Source organism: Candidatus Methylomirabilota bacterium (genome assembly GCA_036002485.1).
Taxonomy (GTDB): Bacteria; Methylomirabilota; Methylomirabilia; order Rokubacteriales; family CSP1-6; genus AR37.
The window spans coordinates 1-25,504 of sequence record DASYTI010000072.1 but is presented as its reverse complement, the minus strand read 5'-3'; the positions used below and the strand labels follow the sequence as shown (position 1 = coordinate 25,504).

21 protein-coding genes are annotated in these 25,504 nt (G+C 68.4%); 20 read left to right on the top strand and 1 reads right to left on the bottom strand.

Features of this window, described 5'->3' with window-relative positions; genetic code table 11:
• The 17 genes from VGT00_07900 to VGT00_07820 form a co-directional block, all read left to right on the top strand.
• Positions 1–1,316: ABC transporter substrate-binding protein (locus tag VGT00_07900; GenBank protein ID HEV8531323.1), on the top strand; the 1,316-nt coding region annotated here is incomplete at its 5' end.
• A gap of 128 nt (positions 1,317–1,444) precedes the next feature.
• Positions 1,445–2,317: a branched-chain amino acid ABC transporter permease gene (locus tag VGT00_07895; protein HEV8531322.1), complete on the top strand. Its 873-nt coding sequence runs from the start codon at positions 1,445–1,447 to the stop codon at positions 2,315–2,317.
• Complete coding sequence (locus VGT00_07890; GenBank protein ID HEV8531321.1) at positions 2,314–3,270, top strand: branched-chain amino acid ABC transporter permease; 957 nt, start codon at positions 2,314–2,316, stop codon at positions 3,268–3,270. Before VGT00_07895 ends, VGT00_07890 begins: the two co-directional genes overlap by 4 nt.
• A complete protein-coding gene (locus VGT00_07885; protein HEV8531320.1) occupies positions 3,267–4,001 on the top strand; it encodes an ABC transporter ATP-binding protein in 735 nt (244 codons plus the stop codon). Before VGT00_07890 ends, VGT00_07885 begins: the two co-directional genes overlap by 4 nt.
• Positions 3,979–4,692 carry an ABC transporter ATP-binding protein gene (locus VGT00_07880; protein HEV8531319.1) on the top strand — a complete coding sequence of 238 codons (714 nt, stop codon included), beginning with the start codon at positions 3,979–3,981 and terminating at the stop codon, positions 4,690–4,692. The genes VGT00_07885 and VGT00_07880 overlap by 23 nt, the downstream gene beginning before the upstream one ends.
• A 150-nt stretch (positions 4,693–4,842) precedes the next feature.
• On the top strand, positions 4,843–11,040 hold the full coding sequence (locus VGT00_07875) for a GAF domain-containing protein (GenBank protein ID HEV8531318.1): 6,198 nt from the start codon (positions 4,843–4,845) through the stop codon (positions 11,038–11,040).
• A gap of 8 nt (positions 11,041–11,048) precedes the next feature.
• Complete coding sequence (gene trpD, locus VGT00_07870; protein ID HEV8531317.1) at positions 11,049–12,110, top strand: anthranilate phosphoribosyltransferase; 1,062 nt, start codon at positions 11,049–11,051, stop codon at positions 12,108–12,110.
• Between the two features lie 196 nt (positions 12,111–12,306).
• Positions 12,307–13,041: a GntR family transcriptional regulator gene (locus VGT00_07865; GenBank protein ID HEV8531316.1), complete on the top strand. Its 735-nt coding sequence runs from the start codon at positions 12,307–12,309 to the stop codon at positions 13,039–13,041.
• Positions 13,038–13,817 carry an electron transfer flavoprotein subunit beta/FixA family protein gene (locus tag VGT00_07860; GenBank protein HEV8531315.1) on the top strand — a complete coding sequence of 260 codons (780 nt, stop codon included), beginning with the start codon at positions 13,038–13,040 and terminating at the stop codon, positions 13,815–13,817. Before VGT00_07865 ends, VGT00_07860 begins: the two co-directional genes overlap by 4 nt.
• 21 nt (positions 13,818–13,838) lie before the next feature.
• Positions 13,839–14,828 carry an electron transfer flavoprotein subunit alpha/FixB family protein gene (locus VGT00_07855; GenBank protein HEV8531314.1) on the top strand — a complete coding sequence of 330 codons (990 nt, stop codon included), beginning with the start codon at positions 13,839–13,841 and terminating at the stop codon, positions 14,826–14,828.
• A 118-nt stretch (positions 14,829–14,946) separates the two neighbouring features.
• Positions 14,947–16,104, top strand: a complete 1,158-nt coding sequence (locus tag VGT00_07850) for an acyl-CoA dehydrogenase (protein ID HEV8531313.1) — start codon at positions 14,947–14,949, stop codon at positions 16,102–16,104.
• A 15-nt stretch (positions 16,105–16,119) separates the two neighbouring features.
• The gene (locus VGT00_07845; protein HEV8531312.1) at positions 16,120–17,790 is read left to right on the top strand and encodes a methylmalonyl-CoA mutase family protein; all 1,671 of its coding nucleotides are present in this window, start codon (positions 16,120–16,122) and stop codon (positions 17,788–17,790) included.
• A 13-nt stretch (positions 17,791–17,803) separates the two neighbouring features.
• A complete protein-coding gene (locus tag VGT00_07840) occupies positions 17,804–18,871 on the top strand; it encodes a branched-chain amino acid aminotransferase (protein HEV8531311.1) in 1,068 nt (355 codons plus the stop codon).
• A 2-nt stretch (positions 18,872–18,873) separates the two neighbouring features.
• Positions 18,874–19,287 carry an HIT family protein gene (locus VGT00_07835; GenBank protein ID HEV8531310.1) on the top strand — a complete coding sequence of 138 codons (414 nt, stop codon included), beginning with the start codon at positions 18,874–18,876 and terminating at the stop codon, positions 19,285–19,287.
• A 121-nt stretch (positions 19,288–19,408) separates the two neighbouring features.
• The gene (locus VGT00_07830) at positions 19,409–19,813 is read left to right on the top strand and encodes a cobalamin B12-binding domain-containing protein (GenBank protein HEV8531309.1); all 405 of its coding nucleotides are present in this window, start codon (positions 19,409–19,411) and stop codon (positions 19,811–19,813) included.
• Positions 19,814–20,132: 319 nt separating this feature from the next.
• Positions 20,133–21,278 carry an acyl-CoA dehydrogenase family protein gene (locus tag VGT00_07825; protein ID HEV8531308.1) on the top strand — a complete coding sequence of 382 codons (1,146 nt, stop codon included), beginning with the start codon at positions 20,133–20,135 and terminating at the stop codon, positions 21,276–21,278.
• A gap of 19 nt (positions 21,279–21,297) precedes the next feature.
• Positions 21,298–22,086, top strand: coding sequence for an enoyl-CoA hydratase/isomerase family protein (locus tag VGT00_07820; protein ID HEV8531307.1), 789 nt, complete (start codon positions 21,298–21,300; stop codon positions 22,084–22,086).
• Positions 22,087–22,200: 114 nt separating this feature from the next.
• On the opposite strand, the gene VGT00_07815 is transcribed toward VGT00_07820, so the two are convergent.
• Positions 22,201–23,256 (bottom strand): 2-dehydropantoate 2-reductase, encoded by a 1,056-nt coding sequence (locus VGT00_07815; GenBank protein ID HEV8531306.1) that lies wholly within the window; start codon positions 23,254–23,256, stop codon positions 22,201–22,203.
• A gap of 55 nt (positions 23,257–23,311) precedes the next feature.
• Here VGT00_07815 and VGT00_07810 point away from each other — a divergent pair, with 55 nt between their 5' ends.
• The 3 genes from VGT00_07810 to VGT00_07800 form a co-directional block, all read left to right on the top strand.
• A complete protein-coding gene (locus VGT00_07810) occupies positions 23,312–24,079 on the top strand; it encodes an ABC transporter ATP-binding protein (GenBank protein ID HEV8531305.1) in 768 nt (255 codons plus the stop codon).
• Positions 24,072–24,779, top strand: coding sequence for an ABC transporter ATP-binding protein (locus VGT00_07805; GenBank protein HEV8531304.1), 708 nt, complete (start codon positions 24,072–24,074; stop codon positions 24,777–24,779). The genes VGT00_07810 and VGT00_07805 overlap by 8 nt, the downstream gene beginning before the upstream one ends.
• Positions 24,780–24,824: 45 nt before the next feature.
• On the top strand, positions 24,825–25,504 hold a 680-nt coding region (locus VGT00_07800; protein ID HEV8531303.1), incomplete at its 3' end, for an ABC transporter substrate-binding protein.

Here is a 25,504-nt window from a genome sequence, read left to right as displayed (position 1 = left end):
AAGAATCCACGGCGAGAATCCACAGGGAGGAATCAATGAGCGAGCACGGCTCAACGACGAGACTGCCCCGCCGCGCCTTTCTCACGACGGCGGGAGCCGCGACCGGGGTGGCCGCGCTGGGATTCCCGGCCGTCCTCCGGGCTCAGCCCAAGACGATCAAGATCGGCGCCGTCCACCCGGTGACGGGCGGCCTCGCGGAGATCGGTCAGGCCTGCCGACTGGGCGCTCAGATGGCCGTGGACTCCGTCAATGCCGCGGGCGGCATCAAGTCGATGGGCGGGGCCAGGCTCGAGCTTCTCCTCGGCGACTCGCAGACCAATCCCGACGTGGCGCGCACGGAGGCCGAGCGGCTCATCAATGCGGGGGCGGTGATCCTCACGGGCGCCTTCCACTCGCAGCACACCGCGTCCATGGTGCCCGTGGCCCAGCAGAAGCGCGTGCCCTTCCTCATCGACATCTCCGCGGCGGACGCCATCACGGCCAACGTGGCCAAATCCGTCAAGGAAGGGCAGCAGAAGGTCCAGTACGTGTACCGGCTCTTCGTCACCACCGCCGTCTTCGGGCGCAAGGCCGTCCAGTTCATGAGCGAGATCTTCGCGGACGCCAAGGTCGCCCCCAAGCGCGTGGTGGTCCTCTACAGCAATGACCTCTTCGGCCAGACCCAGGCGCGCCAGTTCCAGGCCGCGGTGGACGCGTTGAAGCCACCCTTTGCCATCGTGGAGACAATCGCCTTCCCGGAGAACACGCAGGATCTCTCCACGGAGGTCTCCAAGGTCAAGGCCGCCAAGCCTGACGTGATCGCGCCCGTGGTGCGGGCGACCAGCGCCATCCTCCTCCTGCAGGAGCTGGCCAAGCAGCGCGTGGAGGCGATGGGGGTCATCAGCCCCGGCACCCCGGGCTTCTACGAGAAGGGCCAGATCGACCAGCTCAAGGAGCTGGTCGAGAACGTGATGGACAATGTCCCGTGGGTGAACTTCAAGAACACGCGCGCCCTCAAGATCGGGGAGGAGTACGGCAAGCGCTCCGGAGGCAAGACCTTCGACACCAACTCCGGCTATTCCTACGAGGCGGTCGAGGTCATGGCCGACGTCTTCGAGCGGGCCAAGACCACGGAGGCCGAGGCGGTGGTGGAGGCGATCAAGAAGACCAGTTTCAAAGACCCCATCATGGTCTCGAGCGGGCCAGTGGTCTTCAACGACCTCGGCGACAACCTCAATGCCTCCACGGCCATGATCCAGATCCGGGAGCAGAAGCCTCAAGTGGTATGGCCCAAGGAGGCCGCACAGACGCGGTACGTGTTCCCCGTGAAGAAGTAGAAATCTCGGAGGGGGGCTTCGCCCCCCTTCCGAAGCCTCCCCCCAAGAGAGTCGTTGCGCCGCCTACCGATCGAGTCCGCGGTCGGGATCATCCCGGCCTTGGGCCGTGCTAAGGTGCCGGACAGTCCATGGATTCCGTGCTGATCGCGCAGGGCCTCCTCAACGGCCTCCTGTTCGGAGGCGTCTACAGCCTCATGGCGGTGGGCCTGACCTTGATCTTCGGCGTCATGCGCGTGGTCAACTTCGCCCACGGCGACATGATGGTCTGGGGGATGTACCTGGCCTTCCTGCTCTCCACGCGTCTCGGCCTCGATCCCTATGCGGGCTTTCCCCTCTGCGCCGCCGCCCTCTTCGGGCTGGGCTTCGTTGTCCAGCGCGGACTGGTCAACCGCATCATCGAGGCGCCGCACGAGATGCAGATCCTCCTCATGCTGGGCGTGGCCCTCGTGCTGGAGAACGGAGCCCTGGTGGCCTTCGGGCCCGACCCGCGGCGAGTGAAATCATTTCTGGCCCTCTCCACCGTGTGGCTCGGCCCTCTCTTCGTGGATGTGGCGCGGCTCGTGACATTCCTGCTCGCGGGCTTGCTCACGGGCCTCCTGTATCTGTTCCTGTTCAGGACCGATCTCGGCCGCAGCATGCGGGCGGCTTCCGACAATCCCTACGGGGCCGCCGTGATCGGCACGGATGTCCGACGCGTCTACGCGGTGGCCTTCGGCATCGGGGCGGCCTGCGTGGGGGCGGCGGGCGCCCTGGTGGCGCCCTTCTATCCCTTTCAGCCTTCCGTGGGACTCGGGGCGAGCGTGACCTCGTTCAATATCGTCATCATCGGCGGCATGGGCAGCCTGCCCGGGGCCTTTCTCGGCGGTCTCCTCGTGGCCGTGGCCGAATCTCTCGGCGCCGTCTTCCTCTCTCCGTCGTTGAAGGAGCTCGTCTCCTTCTCGCTGCTCATCTTGATCCTGCTCTTCAGGCCCGCCGGCCTCCTCGGGGGAAAGGTCGCGTGAAGCACTGGCCGCTGGCCCTCGCCCTCCTCGCTCTCGCCGCCCTGCCTCCCTTCATCGGCTCCTATGCCGTGACGCTCGTCACCCTGATCTTCTTCTACGCCTACCTCGGCCAAGCCTGGAACATCCTCGGCGGGTACGCGGGACAGCTCTCGGTCGGCCATGCGGCCTTCGTGGGCATCGGCGCCTACGTCACCGCGATCCTGTCACTCCGGCTGGGCCTCACGCCCTGGGTCGGCATGTTCGTGGGGGGGGCGGCGGCGGGGCTGCTGGGCGCGATCATCGGCTACCTGGGCTTTCGCTTCGGACTGCGCGGCTTCTATTTCGTGCTCCTCACCGTGGCTTTCGCGGAGGTGTGCCGGATCGTCGCCCTGAATACCGAGGCGGTGGGGGGAGCAGTCGGCCTGTACATCACGTTCACGGGCAACCCGGCGCAGTTCCAGTTCCAGAATCCCCGCGCCTACTACTACGTGGCGCTCGTCCTGATGACCGGCGCCACCGCCGCCGTCTGGCGGCTCGAGCGGTCGCGGCTCGGCGCCTATCTGGTGGCCATCCGGGAAGACGAGCAGGCGGCCGAGGCGCTCGGCATCGACGCCTTCCGGTGCAAGCTTCTCGCGAGCGTGCTCTCGGCCTTCCTCACCGGGATCGGGGGCGCCTTCTACGCCTTCTACCAGTTCTCGCTCCAGCCCAACACCCTCTTCGGCATCCCACTCTCGGTGGAGATCATCATCCGGCCCATCGTGGGCGGCGCCGGCACCCCCCTGGGGCCGGTGCTCGGCTCCTTCATCCTGTCCCCGCTGGCCGAGCTGTCTCGGAGCTACTTCGCGGCCACCGGCTGGTCGGGCGGACACCTCATCGTCTACGGCTCGCTCCTCATCGCCGTCGTGCTCTTCCTGCCCCAGGGCGCCGCGCCGTACCTGGCGCGCCTCACCCGATCGTGGAGGATGGCTCCCTGAGCTTGCTCGAGGTGCGTGGTCTGTCCAAGCGCTTCGGTGGTCTCCAGGCCGTGGGAGGTCTCGACCTCGCCATGGCCGAAGGCGAGATGCTCGGCCTCATCGGGCCCAACGGGGCGGGGAAGACCACCGTCTTCAATCTGCTCTCGGGCTTCCTCCTGCCTGACGCGGGAGAAATCCGATTCAGCGCGCGCCGCCTCGAGGGGCTCAAGCCACATGCCATCTGCCGGCTCGGGCTCGCCCGCACCTTCCAGATCGTGCGGCCCTTCGCGCGGCTCTCCGTGCTCGACAATGTCAAGGTGGCCGCCCTGTCCCGGCACCATGCCATGGCGGAGGCGTTGGCGGCGGCGCGGGCGGTCCTGGAGCGAGTGGGGCTCGACGGTCGGGCGGCGGAGATCGCGGCGCGGCTCACCCTGGCCGACCGAAAGCGTCTCGAGCTCGCCCGCGCGCTTGCCACGGAGCCAACGCTGCTTTTACTCGATGAGGTCATGGCGGGGCTCAACGCCACCGAGATCGACGCCATGGTCAGGCTCGTGGGCGCCATCAACGCCGAGGGGATCTCCGTCCTCCTCATCGAGCACAACATGCGGGCGGTGATGTCACTGTCGCACCGGGTCATCGTCCTGTCCTTCGGCGAGAAGATCGCCGAGGGGCCGCCGCGCGCCGTGGCCGCTGACCGCCGCGTCATCGAAGCCTATCTCGGAGACGAGTATGTCCACCCTGCTGCGTGTTGACGGCATCCAGGTCGGCTACGGTGACATGACGGCCGTCCACGAGGCCTCGCTCGAGGTCCGCCGGGGTGAGACGGTGGCCATGATCGGCGGCAATGGAGCGGGCAAGACCACGACCCTCCGCGCGGTGTCGGGTCTCCTGCCGCTCCGCCGCGGGCACATCGCGCTCGACGGCCGACGCCTCGATGGGCTGGGCACGGCCGAGATCGTCGGGCTTGGCGTCGCGCACGTGCCCGAGGGACGTCAGCTCTTTCCGACCATGAGCGTCCGGGAGAACCTCGATCTCGGGGCCCGCACGGTCGAGGCGCGACGGCAGCGCTCCGACACGCTGGGCTGGGTCTACGAGCTCTTCCCCCGGCTCGCGGAGCGCCAGGGTCAGCTCGCGGGCACGCTCTCGGGCGGGGAGCAGCAGATGTGCGCCATCGGCCGGGGCTTGATGGCGAAGCCGCGACTTCTCATGCTTGACGAGCCGAGCCTGGGTCTTGCCCCCGTCATGGTCAAGCTCATCTTCGACAACCTCGAGCGCATCAACCGGGAAGGGCTGACCATATTGCTCGTCGAGCAGAACGTGCTGCGTTCCTTGCAGATCTGCCATCGGGGCTATGTCCTGGAAAATGGGCGGATCACCCTCGAGGGACCCCGCGAGAGCCTGCTCCAGAGCCCACACATCAAGCAGGCCTACCTCGGGTTGTAACAAGGATTGCCGCACGGGTTGTAGGCCCTAGGCACCCATACCCCCGCCCTGGTCCAAAAAGCCGGGGCCTGCGCTCCGGGAAAGTTGCCATATCAGGCACTTACGAATATGCTGGTCTGGCCGGGAGATTCGCGTCCCCGGACGTCGTCCATGCGCTCCTCCACACGGCACCTCGTCTTCTTGGCGGCACTGGCCGCGCTGGTCCTCAGCGGGCTGGGCATGGGCGGAGTCGCGGTTACGCTGCGACATCTGTCCCTGGACCGCCAGGAGGCGGCGGCCCGAGGACAGGAGACAGCAGGGCTCCTCATCGCAGATGCCCTGGCCGCCTTACGCCGGGAGGCAGGCCTCCTGGCCAGGGACCCGGCCCTCGTGGACGGCGTGGCCAGGGGCGACTGGGCCACTCTCGTGCGAGGAGTGTCGCCCCGGCTGACCGATCTGACGCTCGAGGGTATCGCCGACCTCGTCGTCATCCTCGATGGCGCGGGCAGCCCCATTCTCCAGGCCCCGTCCCAGGCGCAGACCGCGCTCCCGAATCCAACCGCGCTGGCCTCGGCGCCGCCGTCGTTGACTTCCGTGGGCGATCGACCGTACCTCGTCGCCTCCGCTCCTGTGCGTTCACCGGGCGAGGCATCCGACGGACTTCCCCTGGGCTTTGTCCTCGTGGCTCGACGGCTGGAGAACACGGCGCCGGCCCGTGGTGGTCCCGACCGGCCGGCTCTTGTCTTCATCGACGGCGGTCGCGCCACCGCGGTCGGCTTGGGGGCTCCGGTGCAGGTCGACTGGTCCCAGGTCGCGGCCTCGGGACGCGTGACGCTGCCCGATGGCCGCGCGTACCTCGTGCGACCTGGAAGTCAGGGCCTGGTCTCGGCGCTGGGCCAGGGACGCCTCTGGGTCCTCACCGCCGATGTCGGCGCGTCACAGCGGTCGAAGCTTCTGGCGTGGCTCGGCGCCCTCGGGGCGGTCGGGCTCTCGAGCGCGGTCGCCGCGCTGCTCTTGGCCCGTCCTCTTCGCGGAGGCCGGACCCGCATGGCCACCCCGTTCATGCCCCTGGAGACGCAAGATCCCGACGCGGAGCTTCAGCGCCGAAACCGCGAGCTCGAAGCCCTCAATGCCGTCGCCCTCAGCATGGGCCGCTCCGCCGACGTGGTGGCCACGGCGGGCGAGATGCTCGACCTCGTGCGTGCCCTCGCCCAGATGGATGTTGGAGGGGTGCACCGTGTTGATCCATCGGCGGGTACCCTGACGCTGATCGCGCATTGTGGACTCACGCCCGAGTTTGCCGAGCAGATCCGTCTGAGGCCGCTGGACGGCTCCTACGTCGGCGAAGCCGCGCGGACCGGGCGCCTCATCGTGACCCATATCGATCCCTCGGCCATCACGGATCCCAAGCTGACCGAGCTCCAGGCCATGCGAGCCCACCGAAGCCAGCTCGCCCTCCCCATTCCCGTCAAAGGCAAGACATGGGGCGTCATGTCGCTCATCTCGCAGGAGCGGCGCGACTTCCTGCAGGAAGAGGTCAAGGTCCTCGAGTCCGTGGCCCATCAGATCGGTCAGGTGGTCGAGCGGTCCATGCTCCTCGCCGAGATGGAAGAACAGAGCCGCCGGCTCGAAACCCTGGCCCAGAGCGGCCACGCCCTCACGGCCGCCCGCTCGCTGGGGGATGTGCTCAACGCCGTGGTGAGCGCCGCGTGCCGGCTGGTCTCCGACGGCGCGGCGCGCCTGGCTCTCGTGGAAGGGAACCGGCTGGTCTTCCGCGCCGAGGCGGGTCTGCGCGGTAGCGCGCCCGCCGATATGTTGGGAAGCCTCGGCATGGGCGAGGGGCTCGCCGGGCGCGCGGCGGAGATCCGCGCGCCCATCGTGTACGAGCGGATCGAGGACGAGCCGGATCTCCTCGGGCGCTCCTGGCTCCTCGCCGAAGGCTTCGTGTCGGGGGCGGCCCTTCCCCTCCTCGTGCGCGACCGGCTCGTCGGCTCGCTGACCATGCTGACGCGGACTCCATACGCCTTCGAGGCGCGGGACCTCGACCTCCTGCTCTCCTTCGCCAGTCACGCCGCCATCGCCATCGACAATGCCCAGCTCTTCGCCCAGGAGCAGGCCAGCGCCGCCCGGTATCGCGCCCTCTTCGAGATCAGCCGTGCCCTCGCCACCGCGCTCGAGGCCGACCCCATCCTGGATGCCATCGTGGAGCGCTGCCAGAGTCTGACGGGGGCGGCGGCGGCGGGGATCTTCCGGGTCGACCCCGAGACGCGCTCCATCGGGTACCTGCGCGCGGCGGGCGTATCGCGGGAGTTCGTGACGAGCCTGCGCGTACGCGTGGGGGAGGGGACGGCCGGCCGGGCCATCCGCGAGCGGGCCCCCGTGTGGACAGAAGACATCCTCAACGATCCGACCATCCCCCTCGACGAGGCGACCCGGCAGATCGTCGAGCACGAGGGCTACCGGAGCGTGCTCTCCGTGCCCATCCTCATCAAGGGCGAGCCCTGGGGCGGCATCACCATGTATTGGTGGCAGCCCCACACGCTGGCCGCAGCGGAGGTCGAGGTCATGACCGCGCTGTCGGACCAGGCGGCGGTGGCCATCGAGAACGCGCGGCTCTTCGCCGACGAGCGAAGTGGTCGCGCCTACCTGTCCGCGCTGCTCGAGGTCAACAAGAAGATCGGCGCCCTCGGGCCGACCGACGCCCTCCTGACCTCGGTGGCCGAAGAGGCGATGCGGCTGCTGGACCTCGACAATGCCGGCTTCCGGCTGCTCGAAGGCGATGAGCTGGTGGTGGCGGGGCTCGCAGGGACGGCGCCCGAGACCATGATGCGGCCTCGCCTCACGGTGAACGGGAGTCAGAGTCTGGCCGCGCGTGTGGTGGCCACGGGGTCGGCCATCATCGGCGAGCTCACGGGGCTGACGAGCCGCGCCCCGGAAATCATCGAGGCCGACCGCCGCCTCGGCTACACGCACTACATGGCTCTTCCCCTCCGCGTGGGCGAGCGCATCATCGGCGTGCTGACGTTCCGCGCCCGGCGGCCCTTCACTCGACGCGACCAGGAAGTGGCCGAGGCGTTCGCCGGTCAGGCCGCCATCGCCCTTGAGCATTCGCGTCTGTTCCGGGAAGAGGCCCAGCAGGCCGAGCGCCTCCGCTCGCTCGCCCGCGTCAATCAGCTCATCTCCTCCTCGCTGGACACGGACGAGGTGCTGGGGGGCATCGCGCGGGCCGCCGCCGCCCTCATGGGCGTGCCCGTCGTCTCCGTGTGGGTGGCCGACGGCGAGACGGCGAGCCTGAGCGTGCGCGCCTTCTCGGACGCCGCGATGGGCGAGGCCTTCCCCCTGCGTACCATCGCGTTCGGCCAGGGCTCCATCGGCCTGGTCGCGCTGCATCGGCAGGCGCTGTCGATCCCCAACATGGTGGGCGATCCGCGCCTGCTCGGCGAGGAGTGGTGGCGCGCGCACGCGCTCACGAGCTTCCTCGGCATGCCCATCGTGCTCCAGGACCGGCTCCTCGGCGTGGTGGCCCTGTGCGGCCGCGCGCCGTTCCGGTTGGACGCCGACGAGCGCGAGCTCCTCGAGAGCTTCGTGGCCCAGGCCGCCGTGGCCATCCGCAACGCGGGGCTCTATGCCCAGACGGCCCAGCGGCTGGAGCAGACCCGGGCCCTCCTCGAGGTCGCCGAGATCCTCAGCGCATCGCTCGATCCCAAGCAGATGCTCAAGCGGGCCTGCGTCAAGATCGCCCAGGTCTGCCGCGTGGATCGCTGCTCGGTGGAACGCTGGAGCGACGAGGGGGTGGCGGCGCTCATGTCCCAGTATGCCGACGGTCGCCGGGACTCCGCGATGTGGAGGCGCTTCACGGAGCAGCGCTCCTACGCGCCCGCCGACGTGCCCGCCTATGCCCAGGTCTTGAGCACGCTCCGGCCCGTGGTGATCGCGGACGTGGCCCAGACCACGCTTCTTCCGCGCGACTGGGTCGAGGGATTCGAGTCCAAGAGCTGCATGATCGTGCCCCTCATTCGCCAGGGGCGCGTGATCGCCGCCCTCCAGCTCGACTACACGGACCGGCAGGCGTCCTGGGAACCGTGGCAGGCCGATCTGGCCGTGACCATCGCCGGGCAGCTCGCTCTCGCCCTCGACAACACGCGGCTCTATGCCGAAGCGCAGGAGCGGCTCCAGGAGACCACGGCCCTCCTCGCCGTGAGCACGGCGCTGTCCGAGATCGACGCGCCGGACCAGGTCATGCGCAGCGTGGCGCGCGAGGTGGGGCGCACCTTTGGCGCCGACATGGCGGGTATCTATCGGGTCGACCACAAGCAAGAGGCCCTGGTGCCGGCCGCGGGCTGGCACGTGCCCAAAGGTCTGCTCCAGCTTTTCATGACCCGTCCCTTCCCTCTCGACGGGATGCCGGCCCTGGTCGAATCCTGGCGCTCGGGGCGCGCGGCCTGGTCGTCCAATGTGAGGAACGATCCCGGCTTCGACCAGTCCATCTTCGAGGGCCTCGAGCCCCACGCCGTGCTCTTCGCTCCGGCCATGGCCCGCGGCGAGCCCGTGGGCGCCGTCTTCCTCATCTGGTGGGGCGGCGGGCGAGAGTTCACGGCCCAGGAGGTGCGGCTCATCGAGGGCGTGGCCGCGCAGGTCGGACTCGCCATGGAGAACGCGGAGCTGGCGCGTCAGACCCGCCTTCGCCTGGAGGAGACGGAAGCGCTCCTGGCCGAGCTGTCCGTCCTGCACGATCTCTCCCGCACCGTCACCGGCCAGCTCCATCAAGAGGACGTGGTCGAGGCGATCCAGCGCCAGGTCGCGCGGCTCATGGACATCCGCAACTTGCTCCTCGCCGTGACCGACGAGGCCACGGGTGGCCTGGTTCCCCTGCTCCTTCTCCACGACGGCGCGCGACAGCTCAACCCGCTCCCGCGCCCGAGCGCGGAGCGAAAAGGCCTGGCTTCGCTCGTGGCCGAGTCCGGCCGTTCGATCCGCACCGATGACTACCTGGGCGAGTGCCGACGGCGAGGCGTCGAGCCGGTTGACGCCGCCGTGGCCATGCCGCACTGGATCGGCGTGCCCATGCTGGCGGGCACGCAGGTGGTCGGCGTCCTCGCCCTGCGCAGCGCCGAGCGCGCGTTCACGGAAGACGACGAACGGGTGCTGGGCAACCTGGCCGGTCTGGCCGCCTTGGCCCTGCGCAGCGCCCGCCTCTTCCAGGACCGGACGCGGGCCTATGAAGAGCTGGCCCAGGCCCAGGACCAGCTCGTGCGGAGCGAGAAGCTTCGGGCCCTCGGCGAGATGGCCTCGGGCGTGGCCCACGACTTCAACAATCTCCTCGCGGCCATTCTCGGCCGCGCCCAGCTCCTGCTCCAGAAGGTGGAGGATCCGACGGCCCGGCAATGGCTCCAAATCATCGAGCGCTCGGCGGCCGACGGCGCGAAGACCGTCCGACGACTGCAGGAGTTCACGCGCATCCGCCGGGATCAGCCCGCGGTGGCCGTGGACTTGAACCAGGTCGTGCGCGACGCCCTCGAGATCACGGAGTCGGCCTGGCGGCTCGAGCCGCCCCGGCGGGGCATTCACGTCCAGGTCGTCACGAAGCTCGAGCCCGACCTGCCCACGACGATCGGCGACCCCTCCGAGCTGCGCGAGGTCATGACCAATCTGATCCTGAACGCAGTCGATGCCATGCCGCGGGGCGGGACCCTCACCCTCGCCACCGCCCGCCGCCATGACAAGCTGGAGCTCCGGATCACCGATACGGGCATGGGCATTCCGGAGGCGGTGCGAAGCAAGATCTTCGATCCATTCTTCACCACCAAGGGGCCGAAGGGCACGGGCCTCGGGCTCTCCATGACCTACGGCATCCTCTCGCGTCATGGCGCGACCATCTCGGTGGACAGCGTGGAGGGGCGCGGGACGACCTTCGCCATGCTCTTCCCCGCGGGTACGGCCGCCAAGGCGCCCGCGGCCGAGGCCGAGGCGGCGCCGGCCGCCTCCTTGCTCCGCTGCCTGGTCGTGGACGACGAGGAAGCCGTGGGCGACGTGCTGGCCGACGTGCTGCGCTCGGCCGGCCACACCGCGGAAGTGGCGCGGAGCGCCCGCGAGGGACTCTCGCGGGTCAAAGCCGAGCACTTCGATCTCGTCTTCACCGATCTGAGCATGCCGAGCATGACCGGGTGGGAGCTCGCCCGCGCGGTGCAGGAGGCCGTGCCCGGCCTGCCCGTCATTCTCGTGAGCGGCTTCGCCGTCGAGGTCAGCCCCGAGGAGCTGCAGGTGAGCGGCGTCCACTCGGTGCTCGCCAAGCCCATCAATATCAAGGAGGTCCTCGAAGTCGCCTCGGCGATACGGCCCCGACTGAGGCGGGGAGGCGCGTCGCCGTGACGAGCCCCATCATTGCCGAAGCGATGCGGGCCCTCGTCGAACGCCGCGACCTGTCACGGATCGAGGCGGCGGCGGCCATGGACGCCATCATGTCCGGCGCGGCCACCCATGCGCAGATCGCCGGGTTCTTGACGGCGCTCCGGATGAAGGGCGAGACGGTGGAGGAGCTGATCGGCTTCGCCCAGGTCATGCGGCAAAAGGTCGTCCGCGTCCGCACGCGTGGCGACGAGATGGCCGGGCTTACCGGCACCGACCGAGAGATGCTCGTCGACACCTGCGGCACGGGTGGCGATGCCTCGGGCACCTTCAATGTCTCCACCGCCACGGCCTTCGTGGTGGCGGGCGCCGGTCTGAAAGTCGCCAAGCATGGCAATCGATCGTCCTCGACCTTGTGCGGATCGGCCGATGTCGTGGAGACGCTCGGCATCAGCCTCGAGCTCACGCCCCCGCAGGTGGGCCGGTGCATCGACGAGGTCGGCATCGGGTTCATGTATGCCCCGCTCCTCCACACCGCCATGAAGCACGTGATGCCGGCCCGCCGCGAGATCGGAATCCGGACCGTCTTCAACCTGCTGGGGCCGCTGACGAATCCGGCGGGCGCCAACGCCCAGGTGATCGGCGTGGCCTCGGCGAGCCTCACCGAGCCTCTGGCCCGCGTGCTCGCCGAGCTCGGCACCGTCCGGGCCTTCGTGGTGCACGGCGCCGACGGCCTCGACGAGATCTCCAATACCGGGGAGAGCCAGATCTCCGAGGTGCACGATGGCGTGGTGCGAAACTCCCGCGTGCGCCCCGAAGATTTCGGCGTGGGGAGGGCGAGCATCCGCGACCTCCAGGGCGGCGACCGCGGTGAGAACGCCCAGATCATCCGCCTCGTGCTGGGCGGCGAGCCGGGGCCGCGACGGGACATCGTTCTCATGAACGCGTCGGCCGCCCTGGTCGCGGGAGGCAAGGCCCGTGACTTCAAGGAAGGGGTGGCCGTGGCCTCCCAGTCGATCGATTCCGGCGCGGCGGCGGCCAAGCTCGAGGCCCTCGTGGAGCGCTCCCAGAGCCTCGCCGGCGGAGCTGAGTAGCGGGTCAGAATTGGGCACCGGCGCTGACCCAGTGCCGCGCCTGAACAGGCGTTGACCGGGCTTGGTGCCCCGGTTACAATACCTCCGGTTGCCGTAACTGCTGACCGTTCCTCCTGAAATTCCGTCCCGCATCTCGACGACGGCGTTGAGCGGCCACCAGAGTTCTAGAAGACCAGCACAGGATTCGGGAGGGGAGATGGGAAGGACGGTGCCGCGCTATCACCAGATCGCCGAGACTCTGCGCGCGCGGATCAGCGCGGGCGGCATGGTGGCCGGGCAGCGTCTCGACAATCAGCGCACGCTCGCCCAGTCGTTCGGCGTGACGCTCATGACGCTGCGCCAGGCCCTCGAGGTTCTCGCGCGCGACGGCCTGATCACTCGCCGTCACGGTCTCGGCACCTTCGTGGCGCCTCCCTCCGTCGACTACGACATTCTCCAGTTCAGGACGCTCGCAGGCGATCTCAGCGCGGTGGGCGAGGACGTGGCCACCCGCTTTCTCCGCAGCCGGTTCGTGCGGGCCGATCGTCGCGTGGCGCAGGAGCTGGGCCTGGCCGACCGCGCCCGGATTTTCGTCCTCGAGCGGCTGCGTCTCGTGGACGGCCAGCCCCTGTCCTTCCAGGTCTCGCACCTGCCCGCGGCCATCGGAGAGGAGGCGGACAAGGCGGATCTCACGGTGACGCCGCTCCGTCAGGCTCTCTCCTTCAAGCTCGGCATCGAGATCACCGCCGCCCGCGAGACCGTCTCGGCCGAGACGCTCCCCGCGCGGGCGGCCCGAGAGCTCGGCTGCGCGGCGGGCGCTCCCTGCTTCCGCTCCGACCGCGTCTCCAGCGATGCGGAGAGCCGCCCCATCGTCTACGACCGGGTCTTCATTCCCGGCGATCGCTTCCGCATCACGCGACAACTCCACTACGACAGGAGCGCGACAGCATGAAGATCCTCGTCATGATCAAGCAGGTGCCGGACACGGCGACCCAGGTGAAGATCTCCTCGGATCCGAAGGCCATCGACACGGCCGGGATCACCTGGATCGTCTCTCCCTACGATGAGTTCGCCATCGAGGAGGCGCTCCGGATCAAGGAGAAGCGAGGACAGGGGGAGGTCGTGGCCGTCACCCTGGGGCCGGAACGCGCCAAGGAGGCGTTACGGTCCTGCCTGGCCATGGGCGCCGACCGCGCCATCCACCTGAATGATCCGGCCTGGGAGCCGGCGGACACCCTCCTCACCGCGCGCGCCCTCGCGGCCGTCATCAAGCAGGAGCAGGCGGCGCTGGCTCTCTTCGGCCGGCAGGCCATCGACGATGACATGGGCGCGGTGGGCGCGGCGGTGGCCGAGCTGCTCGGCTGGCCGTGCGCCTCCTGGATCATGGAGGAGTCGGTGGACGAGGCGGGAAAGACCATTCGGGTGGGACGCCAGGTCGAGGGCGGACTCGAGATTTTCGACCTGCCGCTCCCCGCCGCCGTCTCGGCGCAGAAGGGGCTGAACGAGCCGCGCTATCCGACCCTCAAGGGCATCATGGGAGCCAAGAAGAAGGAGATCAAGGACGTCAAGGCCGCGGATCTCGGTCTGGCGGCCGAGGCACCGGCTCTGTCCGTGGTCAAGCTCGAAGCGCTGCCCCCGCGTCCGCCGGGACGCATCATTCCCGGTGACCCCGCGGAGGCGGCCAAGGAACTGGTCCGCTCGTTGCGCGAAGACGCCAAGGCCATCTAACTCCCAGGAGACGACATCGACATGGCTGGAGCAATGTGGTGCGTGGTCGAGGATGACCGGCAGGGCAATCCGAAGAAGGTGATGGCGGAAGTCCTGGGCGAAGCCTCACGGCTGGCCTCTCAGCTGGGCGGTCAGGTCGAGGCGGTATGGCTGACGGACAAGACGACCGAGGCCGGCATCAAGCAGCTCGGCGAGTGGGGCGCCAAGCGCGTCCTCCTGATCGAGAACGCGGGTCTCGCGCCGTACCGGGGCGAGGTGTGGGCTCCCGTCCTCGCCGAGCTGGTACAGAAGGAGTCACCTCAGGCGGTCTTCGGGGCGGTGACGACGCGACAGCGCGAGGTGATGGCGCGTCTGGCCGCGCGGCTGGGGGCCGGGCTCTCTGCCGATACCGTGGCCTTTGCGGCCGAGGGCGGAAAGCTCATGGCCACGCGACCCATCTACGCGGGCAAGCTCCTCTCGAAGATCACCTGGGCCAAGACGCCGTGGCTGGCCACCCTCAGACCCAATGTCTTCAAGCCGGCCGATGCGCAGCCGGGGGCAGCCCCCGCCGTGGACAAGCCCGCCGTGACCGTGCCCGCGCCGGCCATGAGCCTCGTCGAGCGTCGCGAGGAGTCGTCCACGGGCCTGCCCGAGCTGGCCGAGGCCGAGATCGTGGTCTCGGGCGGGCGGGGTCTGAAGGGGCCGGAGAACTTCGTCATCCTGGAATCCCTGGCCAAGGTGCTGGGCGCCGCCGTGGGAGCCTCACGCGCGGCCGTCGATGCCGGCTGGCGGCCCCACCGCTTCCAGATCGGGCAGACGGGCCGAACGATCTCGCCGAAACTGTATCTGGGGTTCGGCATCTCGGGCGCCATCCAGCATCTGGCGGGCATGCGCACCTCGAAGGTGATCTGCGCCATCAACAAAGACCCCGAGGCGCCGATCTTCAAGATCGCCGATTTCGGCATCGTGGGCGACCTCTTCGAGGTCGCCCCGGCCCTCGAGCAGGAATTCAAGAAGCTCCTGGAGAAATAGCCGGGGACGTGGCTTTTCGAGTTGAGACGGGGTCCGCTCTTCGAGCTGAGCGGCAAGGCCGCGAGGCGAGGGCTGAGTTGATCAGAGGGCGAAATGGAGACGGAGCGGTGAGCGACGCATGAACGTGGAGCTGACGGAAGAGCAGAGGATGATCCAGGACGTGGCGCGCGATTTCGCCGAGAAGGAGCTGCGGCCGATCGCCTCCGCCATAGACCGCGAAGCGCGCTTTCCCCAGGAGACCGTGCGCCGCATGGGCGAGCTCGGGCTCATGGGCATCTTCATCCCCGAGGCCTGGGGGGGCAGCGGCGGCGATGTCGTCGGCTATGCCGTGGCGGTCGAGGAAGTCTCGCGGGCCTGCGCCTCTCACGGGGTCATCATGTCGGTGAACAACTCGCTGTACTGCGACCCCGTGTGGGCCCATGGCACCGACGAGCAGAGGCGCCGCTTTCTCACTCCCTTTGCCTCGGGCGTCAGGCTCGGCTGCTTCTCCCTGACCGAGCCCGAGGCAGGCTCGGACGCCACCAACCAGCACACGCTCGCCAAGCGAGCTGACGACGCCTATGAGCTGAACGGTAGGAAGATCTTCGTCACCAATGGTCGCGAGGCGCACGCCGCCCTCGTCTTCGCCCAGACCGACCAGACCCTGGCCCACCGCGGGATCAGCGCCTTCATCGTGGAGAAGGGCACGCCGGGCTTCACCGTGGTCAAGACCGAGGACAAGCTCGGGATCCGGGCGTCGGACACCGCGGAGTTCCTCTTCGAGAACTGCCGGGTACCCGTGGCGAACCGTCTCGGCGAGGAAGGGCAAGGGTTCAAGATCGCCGCCGGCGCGCTCGACGGCGGGCGCATCGGCATCGCGGCCCAGGCCGTGGGCATCGCGGTGGCCGCCTACGAGGCGTCGCTCGTGTACGCGCGCGAACGCAAGAGCTTCGGCGCGCCCATCGGCCAGCACCAGATGGTGCAGTGGATGCTGGCCGACATGGCCACAGGGATCGAGGCCGCGCGGCTCCTCACCCTGCGGGCGGCCTTCCTCAAGGACAAGGGGCTGCCCTACGGGGCCGAGGCGGCCATGGCCAAGCTCTTCGCCTCCGAGATGGCCATGCGCGTGACCACGGACGCCATCCAGGTCCACGGTGGCTACGGCTACATCAACGAATACCAGGTCGAGCGGCACTTCCGGGATGCCAAGATCACCCAGCTCTACGAGGGCACCTCCCAGATCCAGAAGCTCGTCATCGCCCGTCACCTTCTGGCCAGCCCGACGAGGGCGGCCTAACTCAAAGGATCGCGTATGGCTGACGACCCTGGCATGGCTGACGAGAAGAAGCGCTGGGAAAAGGAGACGTACGGACCCTTCGTCGACCGCTCGCCCGAGCGGGACGTGCCGTACGAGACTCTCTCGGGCATCCCCGTGCGGCCGCTCTATACTCCGGCGGACCTCGCGGGCTTCTGCTACGAGGACAAGCTCGGGTTTCCGGGCGAGTTTCCGTACACGCGCGGGCCCTATCCCTCCATGTACCGCGGCAAGCTCTGGACCATGCGCATGTTCGCGGGCTTCGGCCGCCCCGAGGACACCAACGCGCGCTTCAAGTATCTCCTCGAGCAGGGACAGACGGGCCTCAGCACCGCCTTCGACATGCCCGCCCTCATGGGGTACGACGCCGACCACCTGCGCGCCCGCGGCGAGGTGGGGCGCGAGGGCGTGTCCGTCTCGACGCTCGCGGACTTCGAGATCCTGTTCCGCGACATCCCCCTCGACCGCGTGACCACGTCCATGACCATCAACTGCACGGCTTCGGTGGCCCTCGCCATGTACCTGGCCCTGGCCGATCAGCAGGGTGTGTCGTGGGACACCGTCGGCGGCACCATGCAGAACGACATGCTCAAGGAGTTCATCGCCCAGAAGGAATGGATCTCCCCGCCCGAGTCGGCCGTGCGCATCGTGGTCGACACCATCGAGTTCTGCGCGCGGCACGTGCCGAAGTTCAACCCGGTGTCCATCTCGGGCTATCACATCCGGGAGGCGGGCTCCACCGCCGTCCAGGAGCTGGCCTTCACCCTTGCCGATGGATTCGGATACGTGCAGGCCTGCGTGGAGCGGGGACTCGACGTGGACGACTTCGCGCCGCGCCTGTCGTTCTTCTTCGACATCCACAACGATTTCTTCGAGGAGATCGCCAAGCTGCGGGCGGCCCGGCGCATCTGGGCCACCGTGATGCGGGAGCGATTCGGCGCCAAGAAGGCCGAGTCCATGCGGCTCCGCACGCACACGCAGACGGCGGGGGTCTCGGCCACCGCGCAGCAGCCCCTCAACAACATCGCCCGCGTGGCCATCCAGGCCCTGGCCGCCGTGCTCGGGGGGGCGCAGTCGCTGCACACCAACTCCTTCGACGAAGTGCTGGCCCTGCCCACGGAGGAGGCGGTGACGGTGGCCCTCCGGACCCAGCAGATCATCGCCGAGGAGACGGGGGCGGCCCTGACCGCCGATCCCCTCGGCGGCTCGTACTTCCTCGAGTCCCTCACGGACACCATGGAGGCGCAGGCCATGGCCTATATCCGCAGGATCGACGAGCTGGGCGGGATCATCCGCGCCATCGATACGGGTTATCCGCAGCACGAGATCGCGGACGCGGCCTACCGCTACCAGCTCATGGACGACCGAGGACGGAAAGTCGTGGTGGGCGTCAACAAGTACGTCATGGCGGACGAGAGGCCGGTCGAGTACCTGAAGCTCGACGAGGCCATGGAGCGCGAGCAGATCGAGAGCGTGAGGGCGCGGAAGGCCTCCCGCGATATGGCCAAGGTCGAGAGGCGGCTCAAGCAGCTCGCGGAGGCGTGCCGGAACGGCCACAACGTGATGCCCGTGCTCGTGGACGCCGTCAAGGACTACGTCTCGCTGGGCGAGGTGTCCGATGTCTACCGGCAGGTCTTCGGTCTCTACCGGGAACCGATCATCTTCTAGAGGGAGCGGCGCTATGTCGGACGCGATCAGAGTTGTCAAGGCGACCACGCACAAGACGAAGCCGAAGGACTCCGAGCTGGGCTTCGGCAGTGTCTTCACCGACCACATGTTCGTGTCCGACTTCCAGGAGGAGAAGGGCTGGTATGACCCGCGGGTCGAGCCGTACGGGCTGCTGCCCCTCGATCCGGCCGCCGCCGTGCTGCACTATGCCCAGGCAGTTTTCGACGGCCTCAAGGCCTTTCGGGGCGTCGACGGCAAGGTCCGCCTCTTCCGCCCGCAGAAGCATGTCGAGCGTCTCAACAACTCGGCCAAGCACATGTGCATCCCGCCGCTGGACCCCGAGCTCGCCCTGCGATCACTGGTGACTCTCGTGGGAATCGAGCGCGACTGGGTGCCCGCGGCCATCGGCACCTCCCTGTATATCCGGCCAACCATCATCGCCAGCGAGCCCTTCCTGGGCGTTCGCCCGGCCAAGTCGTACATCTACTTCGTCATTCTCTCGCCCGTGGGCGCCTACTACCCGGAGGGCATGGCCCCCGTCAAGATCCGCGTGGAGGAGCGGCACGTCCGCGCCGTCGAGGGTGGCCTCGGCAACGCCAAGACCGGCGCCAACTACGCGGCGAGCCTCATGGCCGGCGAGGAGGCCAAGCACGAGGGCTTCACCCAGGTGCTCTGGCTCGACGGCGTGCACCGGAAGTACATCGACGAGGTCGGGACCATGAACATCATGGTCAAGATCGCGGGCGAGGTGATCACCCCGCCGCTCACCGGCACCATCCTGCCCGGCGTGACGCGCGACTCCGTCTTGACGCTGCTCCGCGATTGGGGCGGCAAGGTCAGCGAGCGCCAGATCTCGATCGACGAGGTCGTGGCCGCCCACACCGCGGGCACCCTGGAGGAGGTCTTCGGGACCGGCACGGCTGCCGTCATCTCCCCGGTGGGCGAGCTCGCCTTCAGGGGCCGTCGCATGGTCATCAATGGCGGCACCATCGGACCAATGACCCAGAAGCTCTACGACGCCATCGTGGGCATCCAGTACGGCAAGCTCGCGGATCCCCACGGCTGGATGGTCGAGGTGTAGGAATGCCCGACTGCGTGTTTTGCATGATCCGCGACGGCAAGATCCCGTCCGCCAAGGTCTACGATGATCAGCGGACGCTCGCCTTCATGGACATCAATCCACTGAGCCGCGGACACTGCCTGGTGGTGCCCAAGGCCCACGCGGCCACGCTCTACGAGGCGGAGGCGGAGGATCTCAAGGCCGTCATGGGGACCGCGAAGAAGGTGGCGGGAGCCATACGGAAAGCGCTGAATCCCGACGGGCTCAATCTGCTCCAGGCCAATGGCGCGGCGGCCTTCCAGTCCGTGCCGCACTTCCACCTGCACCTCATCCCGCGATGGACGAACGACGGGAAGGGGTTCGACTGGAAGGAAGTCCCCGGGAACCGGGAAGAGATCATGGGCACCGCGGACCGTATCCGCGCCATGTTCGGGTAGGCATGGCCGAACGCAAGATCCGGCTGGTGGTGGCGAAATTCCCCGGAGGGGGGCTGCGCCCCCCTTCCGGACCTCCCCCAAGGGTTGCGCGGGCGAAGCCCGCGCTCGAACGGCGCGGGTCATGAGCGAACGAAAGATCCGTCTCGTAGTCGCCAAACCGGGGCTGGACGGACATGATCGCGGCGCCAAGATCGTCGCGCGCGCGCTCCGCGACGCTGGCTTCGAGGTCATCTATACCGGCCTCCATCAGACGCCGGAGCAGATCGTGGCCACCGCCATCCAGGAAGACGCCGACGCGGTCGGGCTCTCCGTCCTCTCGGGCGCCCACAACTACCTCTTCAAGCGCGTCCTGGAATTGCTCCGCGAAAAAGGCGCGGAAGACATCGCGGTCTTCGGCGGCGGCATCATCCCGGCCGACGACATCGCGGCCCTCAAGGCCATGGGCGTGAAAGAGCTCTTCACCCCCGGCACCTCGACCCAGGACATCATCCGCTTCGTCCGCGACAACATCCGAGCCACCGTATGAACTCGCGCGCTGCGTGCCGTCGGCGAGAGCCGGATTGCCATCCTATGACCGCACGCGTGTTCGGCCGTCGGGGGGAGACAGGGGGGTGCCGTCGGGAGCGAATCCGACGAGCCGTAGCGCGCCCCGAAGCGCAGGGCGACTCCGCCGCGCGAGCCGTCCCCGCCGCAGGCGGGGCGGCGAGCGCACCCCCCGCCTCGGGGGGATGGGGGGGCAGGCGGAGGCGCCCGAGCGAGGCGGCGCGCGAGGCGAGGAGGTTTGAGCGGACGACGGCACGTGTCTGCCTCCCCCCGACGGCCGTCTCGCGCGACCGAGCACGCCCATGAACTTCGAGCTGACGAGCGAACAGCAAGCGGTGCGCGGCATGGCGCGGGAGTGGGCGCTCGCCGAGGTCGCTCCCGTCATCCATCACTTCGACGAGACGCACGAGTTCCCCCACGAGATCGTGCGCAGCCTCGGCAAGACTGGTCTTCTCGGAGCGCTCGTGCCCGAGGAGTATGGCGGCGCCGGGCTCGACTATGTCTCGTACGCCCTCGCCGTCGAGGAGCTCAACCGTGTCGATGCCTCCGTCGGCATCACCATGTGGGCGCACAATTCGCTCTGCACCAACCACATCGCGCTGTTCGGCTCCCCCGCCCAGAAGGAGAGCTATCTGCCCCGCCTGGCGCGCGGAGAGGCCCTCGGGGCCTGGGGGTTGACCGAGCCCGGCTCCGGCTCCGACGCCGCGGCCATGAAATCGCGCGCGATACGCGAGGGCGATCGCTTCCTCTTGAGCGGCAGCAAGGCCTTCATCACCAATGCGGGAGTGGCCGAGGTCGCCGTGGTGATGGCGCGGACGGACCCCTCGCGAGGGCCCAGGGGCATTTCCGCCTTCGTGCTCGATCGGGGTATGCCGGGCTTCACGGCGGGGCGGCCGTACCGGAAGCTCGGGCTCCACGCCTCCAACACCGCCGAGCTCGTCTTCGACCAGGTCAGCGTGGAGGCGAATCGTCTGCTCGGCGAGCTCGGCATGGGTTTCGTCAATACCATGCAGGTGCTGGAGGGTGGGCGCATCGCCATGGCGGCCATGGCCGTGGGCATTGCCCAGGCCGCCCTCGACCAGGCCCTCGCCTACATGAAGCAGCGGAGCGCGTTCGGCAAGACCCTGGCCGAGTTCAACGGGCTGCAAGGCATGATCGCCGACATGGGTACCGACGTGGAGGCAGCCCGTCTCTTGACGCTGCGGGCGGCCGCTCTCAAGGATGCGGGCAAGCCGGCCCGAATGGCCGCCTCCATGGCCAAGGTTTTCGCGTCGGAGGTGGCCATGAAGGCCGCCACCAAGTCGCTCCAGATCCACGGGGGGGCCGGGTACATCACGGAATTTCCCATCGAGCGCATCTTCCGCGACGCCAAGCTGACCGAGATCGGCGAGGGAACATCGGAGATCCAGCGGATGGTCATCGCGCGGGATATCTTGGGCCTCCGTTAGATCGAAACGAGGGCAGACCATGGCCGAGTCGAGCGTGCGGTACGAGGTCAAGAGCGGAGTGGCCACCCTGACGCTGAATCGCCCCGCTGTCCTCAACGCCCTCGATCACGACATGGTCGCCCGGTTTGCCGACTGCGTGGAGGCGGCCGAGAAGGATCCCGATGCCTGGGTGGTGGTCGTGCGAGGGGCCGGACGCGCCTTCTGCTCGGGAATGGACCGCAACGCGCTGTCGGTCGGGCAGATCGGCGACGCCTTTTACCGGCACTGGATCCGGGCTCTCAACTGCCTCGAGGACATGGACAAGCTGGTCGTCGGAGTGCTGCACGGCTACTCGATAGGCGGCGGGCTCCAGCTGGCGGTGGCCTGTGACCTTCGTCTGGCGACCGATGACGCCGTCCTCGGGCTGGGGGCCACGCGTCACGGCCTCGTCCCCGACGGCTCCATTCTCCGTCTCGCCCGGATCATCGGAATGGGGCGCGCGAAGGAGTTGACGCTCCTCAACGACCACATCACGTCCGAGGTCGCGCTCGCCATGGGCCTCGTGAACTGGGTGGTGCCGGCCGCCCAGCTGGACGCCAAGCTCTCGGAGATCGTCGAGAAGGCCTTCCACGCCTCCCGCACCGCGACGGGGCATGCCAAGCGTCTGCTCCAGGCTTCCTTCCACACCGACCCGCGCGACATGATCGAGGAGATGATTCGCGCCCAGGCGGCCTGCCGCAGCTCGTGGGAGATCGAGGCCGCCAATCGCGCGTGGGCCAGTTCGAAGAAGGATGTCCGCTTCTACCCTCCCCCCTCAGCCGGCGGCTGAAAAAGGCCCATCTGCTTCGCTGGCGCCCTCGGCCGCAGGTTCAACGTAGAGAGACTACGCCTCACCTGCGGCCTTCGGGCGCCGCCTCGCATCTGGGCCTTTTTGAGCCGCCGGCTACAGGCCTGCGGTCTTGAGAGCTTCCTCTAGGTGTGCGGGTGAAGACGTGCGGGATCCCGCGTCGATCTCCCGCATGATGCCGACCACGGCCGCCGACACCGGCGTGGGCACGCCCTTCTCGCGTCCCTTGGCCACGATGTGGCCGTTCATGTACTCGATCTCAGAACGGCGCCCCTTGATCACGTCCTGGGCCATGGAGGCGCGCCAGTTGCGGGAGGCATCCGCCTTGGGGGTCAGCATCCGGTCGAGCTCGGCGTAGACCGTGCGGTCATCGGCCGCCGCCGCCCAGGTCTTGGCTTCGGCCACGCCGAACTTCGGAATCGTGTAGCCGAGGGCCAGTCCCACCCGGGCCGACTCCGTTCCGAGGCGGATCGTGATCTCGCGGCCTCGAGGCTCGCGGGCGATCTCGAGGCTGCCCAGCCCGGTCATAGCCTGGACGGGATTGCCCATGGCGTTGAGGCATAGCTTGGACCAGCGCTCGCCCCAGAGGTTGTCCGTGGGCCGGGCGCCGTCTATGACGGAGAGAATCCCGGCCAGGGACTCGACGCGCGGCGTGATGCGACCATCGTGCTCGCCGGCCCGGAAGACCTCATGTCCCGAGGCGCTGCCCTTCTCGGTGCCGCGCTCGACCTCGCCAGACTTCCAGAGCGCCACGGAGATCCTCGACATGACGAGCCCGACGGCGCGCGAGACGCCAGCCACCGCCGCCACCGTCGGATCATTCCAGCAGTTCTGAGCCGAGACGACATAGCCCTCCGGCTTGAGGTGGGGCACGGCGAGGTGAGTGGCCCAGGCCGTGTCGTAGGCCTTCATGGCCACGAAGGCGATGTCGAAGTCCTGGCCCAGACTTTGGGCCTCGTGGACATGGAGGGCTCGGGGCCGGGCCTCGAAGGGATCGTGCGGCCCGCTGAGGGCGATGCCGCGGCTCCTGATCGCCTCGACCTGCTCCGGCCATGGGTCGACCAGGGTGACGTCGTGACCCGCCCGGGAGAGGAAGCCGCCGAGATAGCTGCCCACCGCGCCTGCGCCGATGATGAGGATTCGTGAGCTCATGGCGACATGATATCCGCTTGCGCGGTCGCTGCGCCATCGCTATCATCGGCGCGCCATGCCGACCGATCTGATCCTCGAGACCGAGGGTCTGACCAAGGAGTTCCGGGGTTTCCTAGCCGTGAAGGATGTGAGCCTCAGAGTCCGCCGGGGGACCATCCACGCCTTGATCGGGCCCAACGGGGCAGGGAAGACCACCTGCTTCAACCTCCTCACCCATTTCCTCACTCCCACGCGCGGCCGCATCACCTTCAAGGGCCGCGAGATCACCGGCTCCACGCCCGCCCACATCGCGCGCCTGGGCCTGGTCCGCTCCTTCCAGATCTCGGCCGTCTTCCCGCATCTGAGCGTGCTCGAGAATGTTCGGATCGCCCTCCAGCGACGCCGGGGACGCTCCTTCGATTTCTGGCGATCGGAGCGCGTGCTGGAAGGGCTCGACGGCCGGGCCCTCGAGCTGATCGAGGCCGTGGGCCTCGGCGCCTTCGCGGCCACCACGGCGGTCGAGCTGCCCTATGGCCGCAAGCGGGCCCTCGAGATCGCCACCACCCTCGCCCTCGATCCCGAGATGATGCTCCTCGACGAGCCGACGGCGGGGATGACCCACGAGGACGTGGAGCGGATCTCTGCGCTCATTCGGCAGGTCGCCGTCAATCGCACCGTGCTCATGGTCGAGCACAACCTCAGCGTGGTGGCCAATCTCTCCCACACCATCACCGTGCTCGCACGCGGCGAGATCCTGGCCGAGGGTGACTACGCGGCCGTCTCGAAGAACCCCGACGTCATCCAGGCCTATATGGGCTCAGGCCAGGGCTCCGGCCATGCCTGAGAGCTCCCTGCTCGAGGTCCGAGACCTCAACGCCTGGTACGGCGAGTCGCACATCCTCCACGGCGTCGGCTTCGAGGTGCGGGCGGGGGAGGTGGTGACACTGCTGGGCCGGAACGGCGCCGGCAAGACCACCACGCTCAAGTCCATCATGGGCATGGTGGCGCGGCGCCAGGGCTCCATCCGGTTCGACGGGCAAGAGCTCGTGGCCATGCCCTCGAACCGAATCGCGCGTCTCGGCCTCGCCTTCTGCCCCGAGGAGCGCGGAATCTTCGCGAGCCTCAACGTGGAGGAGAACCTCCTGCTGCCCCCAGAGGTCCGTCCGGGTGGGCTTCCCCTCGATGGCATCTTCGGGCTCTTCCCGAATCTCAAGGAACGGCTCCGGAGCCAGGGCACCAAGCTCTCGGGGGGCGAGCAGCAGATGCTCGCCATCGGTCGCATCCTGCGCACGGGAGCGCGTCTGCTCCTCCTCGACGAGCCGACGGAGGGCCTGGCTCCCGTCATCGTCCAGCAGATCGGGGCGACCATCCGTCGCCTGCGCTCCGAGGGCTTCACCATCCTCCTCGTCGAGCAGAACTTCCGCTTCGCGGCCACGGTGGCGGACCGGCACTGCGTCATGGAGCACGGCCGCGTGGTGGACGTGATTCCCAACGCGGCTCTGGAGGCCAGCATGGGCAAGCTCCACGAATACCTTGGGGTATAATCCCTTCGCTTTCATGGCTTCCAACCGACGAAAGGAGCCCCGGAAATGCTGATGCGCATCGCGATACTGCTGGCAACATTGCTCGCCCTGGGACCCGCGGTGGCGCGGGCCCAGATCTCCGACGGGGTGATCAAGATCGGCGTGCTCAACGATCAGTCGGGCCTCTACGCCGACCTGGCGGGGCAGGGCTCGGTGGTGGCCGCCCGGATGGCCGTGGAGGACTTCGGCGCCGAGAAGAAGGGCATGAAGGTGGAAGTCATCTTCGCCGACCATCAGAACAAGGCCGACGTGGGCTCCGCCATCGCCCGACAGTGGTACGACGTGGACAAGGTGGACCTGATCGTGGACGTGCCGAACTCCGGCGTCGCTCTCGCGGTCAGCCAGATCACGCGCGACAAGGGCAAGGCCTTTATCGTCTCCTCGGCCGCGACCTCCGACCTGACCGGCAAGGCCTGCTCGCCCAACACGATCCACTGGACGTACGACACGTGGGCGCTCGCGAACGGCACCGGCAACGCGGTCGTGAAGACCGGCGGCGACACATGGTTCTTCATCACCGCCGACTACGCGTTCGGCCACGCGCTCGAGCGCGACGTCGAGGCGGTCGTGCTCAAGAACGGTGGCAAGGTCCTGGGCAAGGTCCGGCACCCGCTCAACACCCAGGACTTCTCGTCGTTCCTGCTCCAGGCGCAGGCCTCGAAGGCCAAGGTGATCGGGCTCGCCAA

What these genes read in the sequence shown, in the direction of transcription:
- VGT00_07865 (HEV8531316.1), top strand. Translation starts at nt 12,307, where the DNA reads ATGGGAAGGACGGTGCCGCGCTATCACCAGATCGCCGAGACTCTGCGC.
- VGT00_07810 (HEV8531305.1), top strand. Translation starts at nt 23,312, where the DNA reads ATGCCGACCGATCTGATCCTCGAGACCGAGGGTCTGACCAAGGAGTTC.
- VGT00_07895 (HEV8531322.1), top strand. Translation starts at nt 1,445, where the DNA reads ATGGATTCCGTGCTGATCGCGCAGGGCCTCCTCAACGGCCTCCTGTTC.
- VGT00_07860 (HEV8531315.1), top strand. Translation starts at nt 13,038, where the DNA reads ATGAAGATCCTCGTCATGATCAAGCAGGTGCCGGACACGGCGACCCAG.
- VGT00_07805 (HEV8531304.1), top strand. Translation starts at nt 24,072, where the DNA reads ATGCCTGAGAGCTCCCTGCTCGAGGTCCGAGACCTCAACGCCTGGTAC.
- VGT00_07880 (HEV8531319.1), top strand. Translation starts at nt 3,979, where the DNA reads ATGTCCACCCTGCTGCGTGTTGACGGCATCCAGGTCGGCTACGGTGAC.
- VGT00_07835 (HEV8531310.1), top strand. Translation starts at nt 18,874, where the DNA reads ATGCCCGACTGCGTGTTTTGCATGATCCGCGACGGCAAGATCCCGTCC.
- VGT00_07845 (HEV8531312.1), top strand. Translation starts at nt 16,120, where the DNA reads ATGGCTGACGACCCTGGCATGGCTGACGAGAAGAAGCGCTGGGAAAAG.
- VGT00_07830 (HEV8531309.1), top strand. Translation starts at nt 19,409, where the DNA reads ATGAGCGAACGAAAGATCCGTCTCGTAGTCGCCAAACCGGGGCTGGAC.
- VGT00_07815 (HEV8531306.1), bottom strand. Translation starts at nt 23,256, where the DNA reads ATGAGCTCACGAATCCTCATCATCGGCGCAGGCGCGGTGGGCAGCTAT.
- VGT00_07840 (HEV8531311.1), top strand. Translation starts at nt 17,804, where the DNA reads ATGTCGGACGCGATCAGAGTTGTCAAGGCGACCACGCACAAGACGAAG.
- VGT00_07875 (HEV8531318.1), top strand. Translation starts at nt 4,843, where the DNA reads ATGCGCTCCTCCACACGGCACCTCGTCTTCTTGGCGGCACTGGCCGCG.
- VGT00_07850 (HEV8531313.1), top strand. Translation starts at nt 14,947, where the DNA reads ATGAACGTGGAGCTGACGGAAGAGCAGAGGATGATCCAGGACGTGGCG.
- VGT00_07820 (HEV8531307.1), top strand. Translation starts at nt 21,298, where the DNA reads ATGGCCGAGTCGAGCGTGCGGTACGAGGTCAAGAGCGGAGTGGCCACC.
- VGT00_07825 (HEV8531308.1), top strand. Translation starts at nt 20,133, where the DNA reads ATGAACTTCGAGCTGACGAGCGAACAGCAAGCGGTGCGCGGCATGGCG.
- VGT00_07855 (HEV8531314.1), top strand. Translation starts at nt 13,839, where the DNA reads ATGGCTGGAGCAATGTGGTGCGTGGTCGAGGATGACCGGCAGGGCAAT.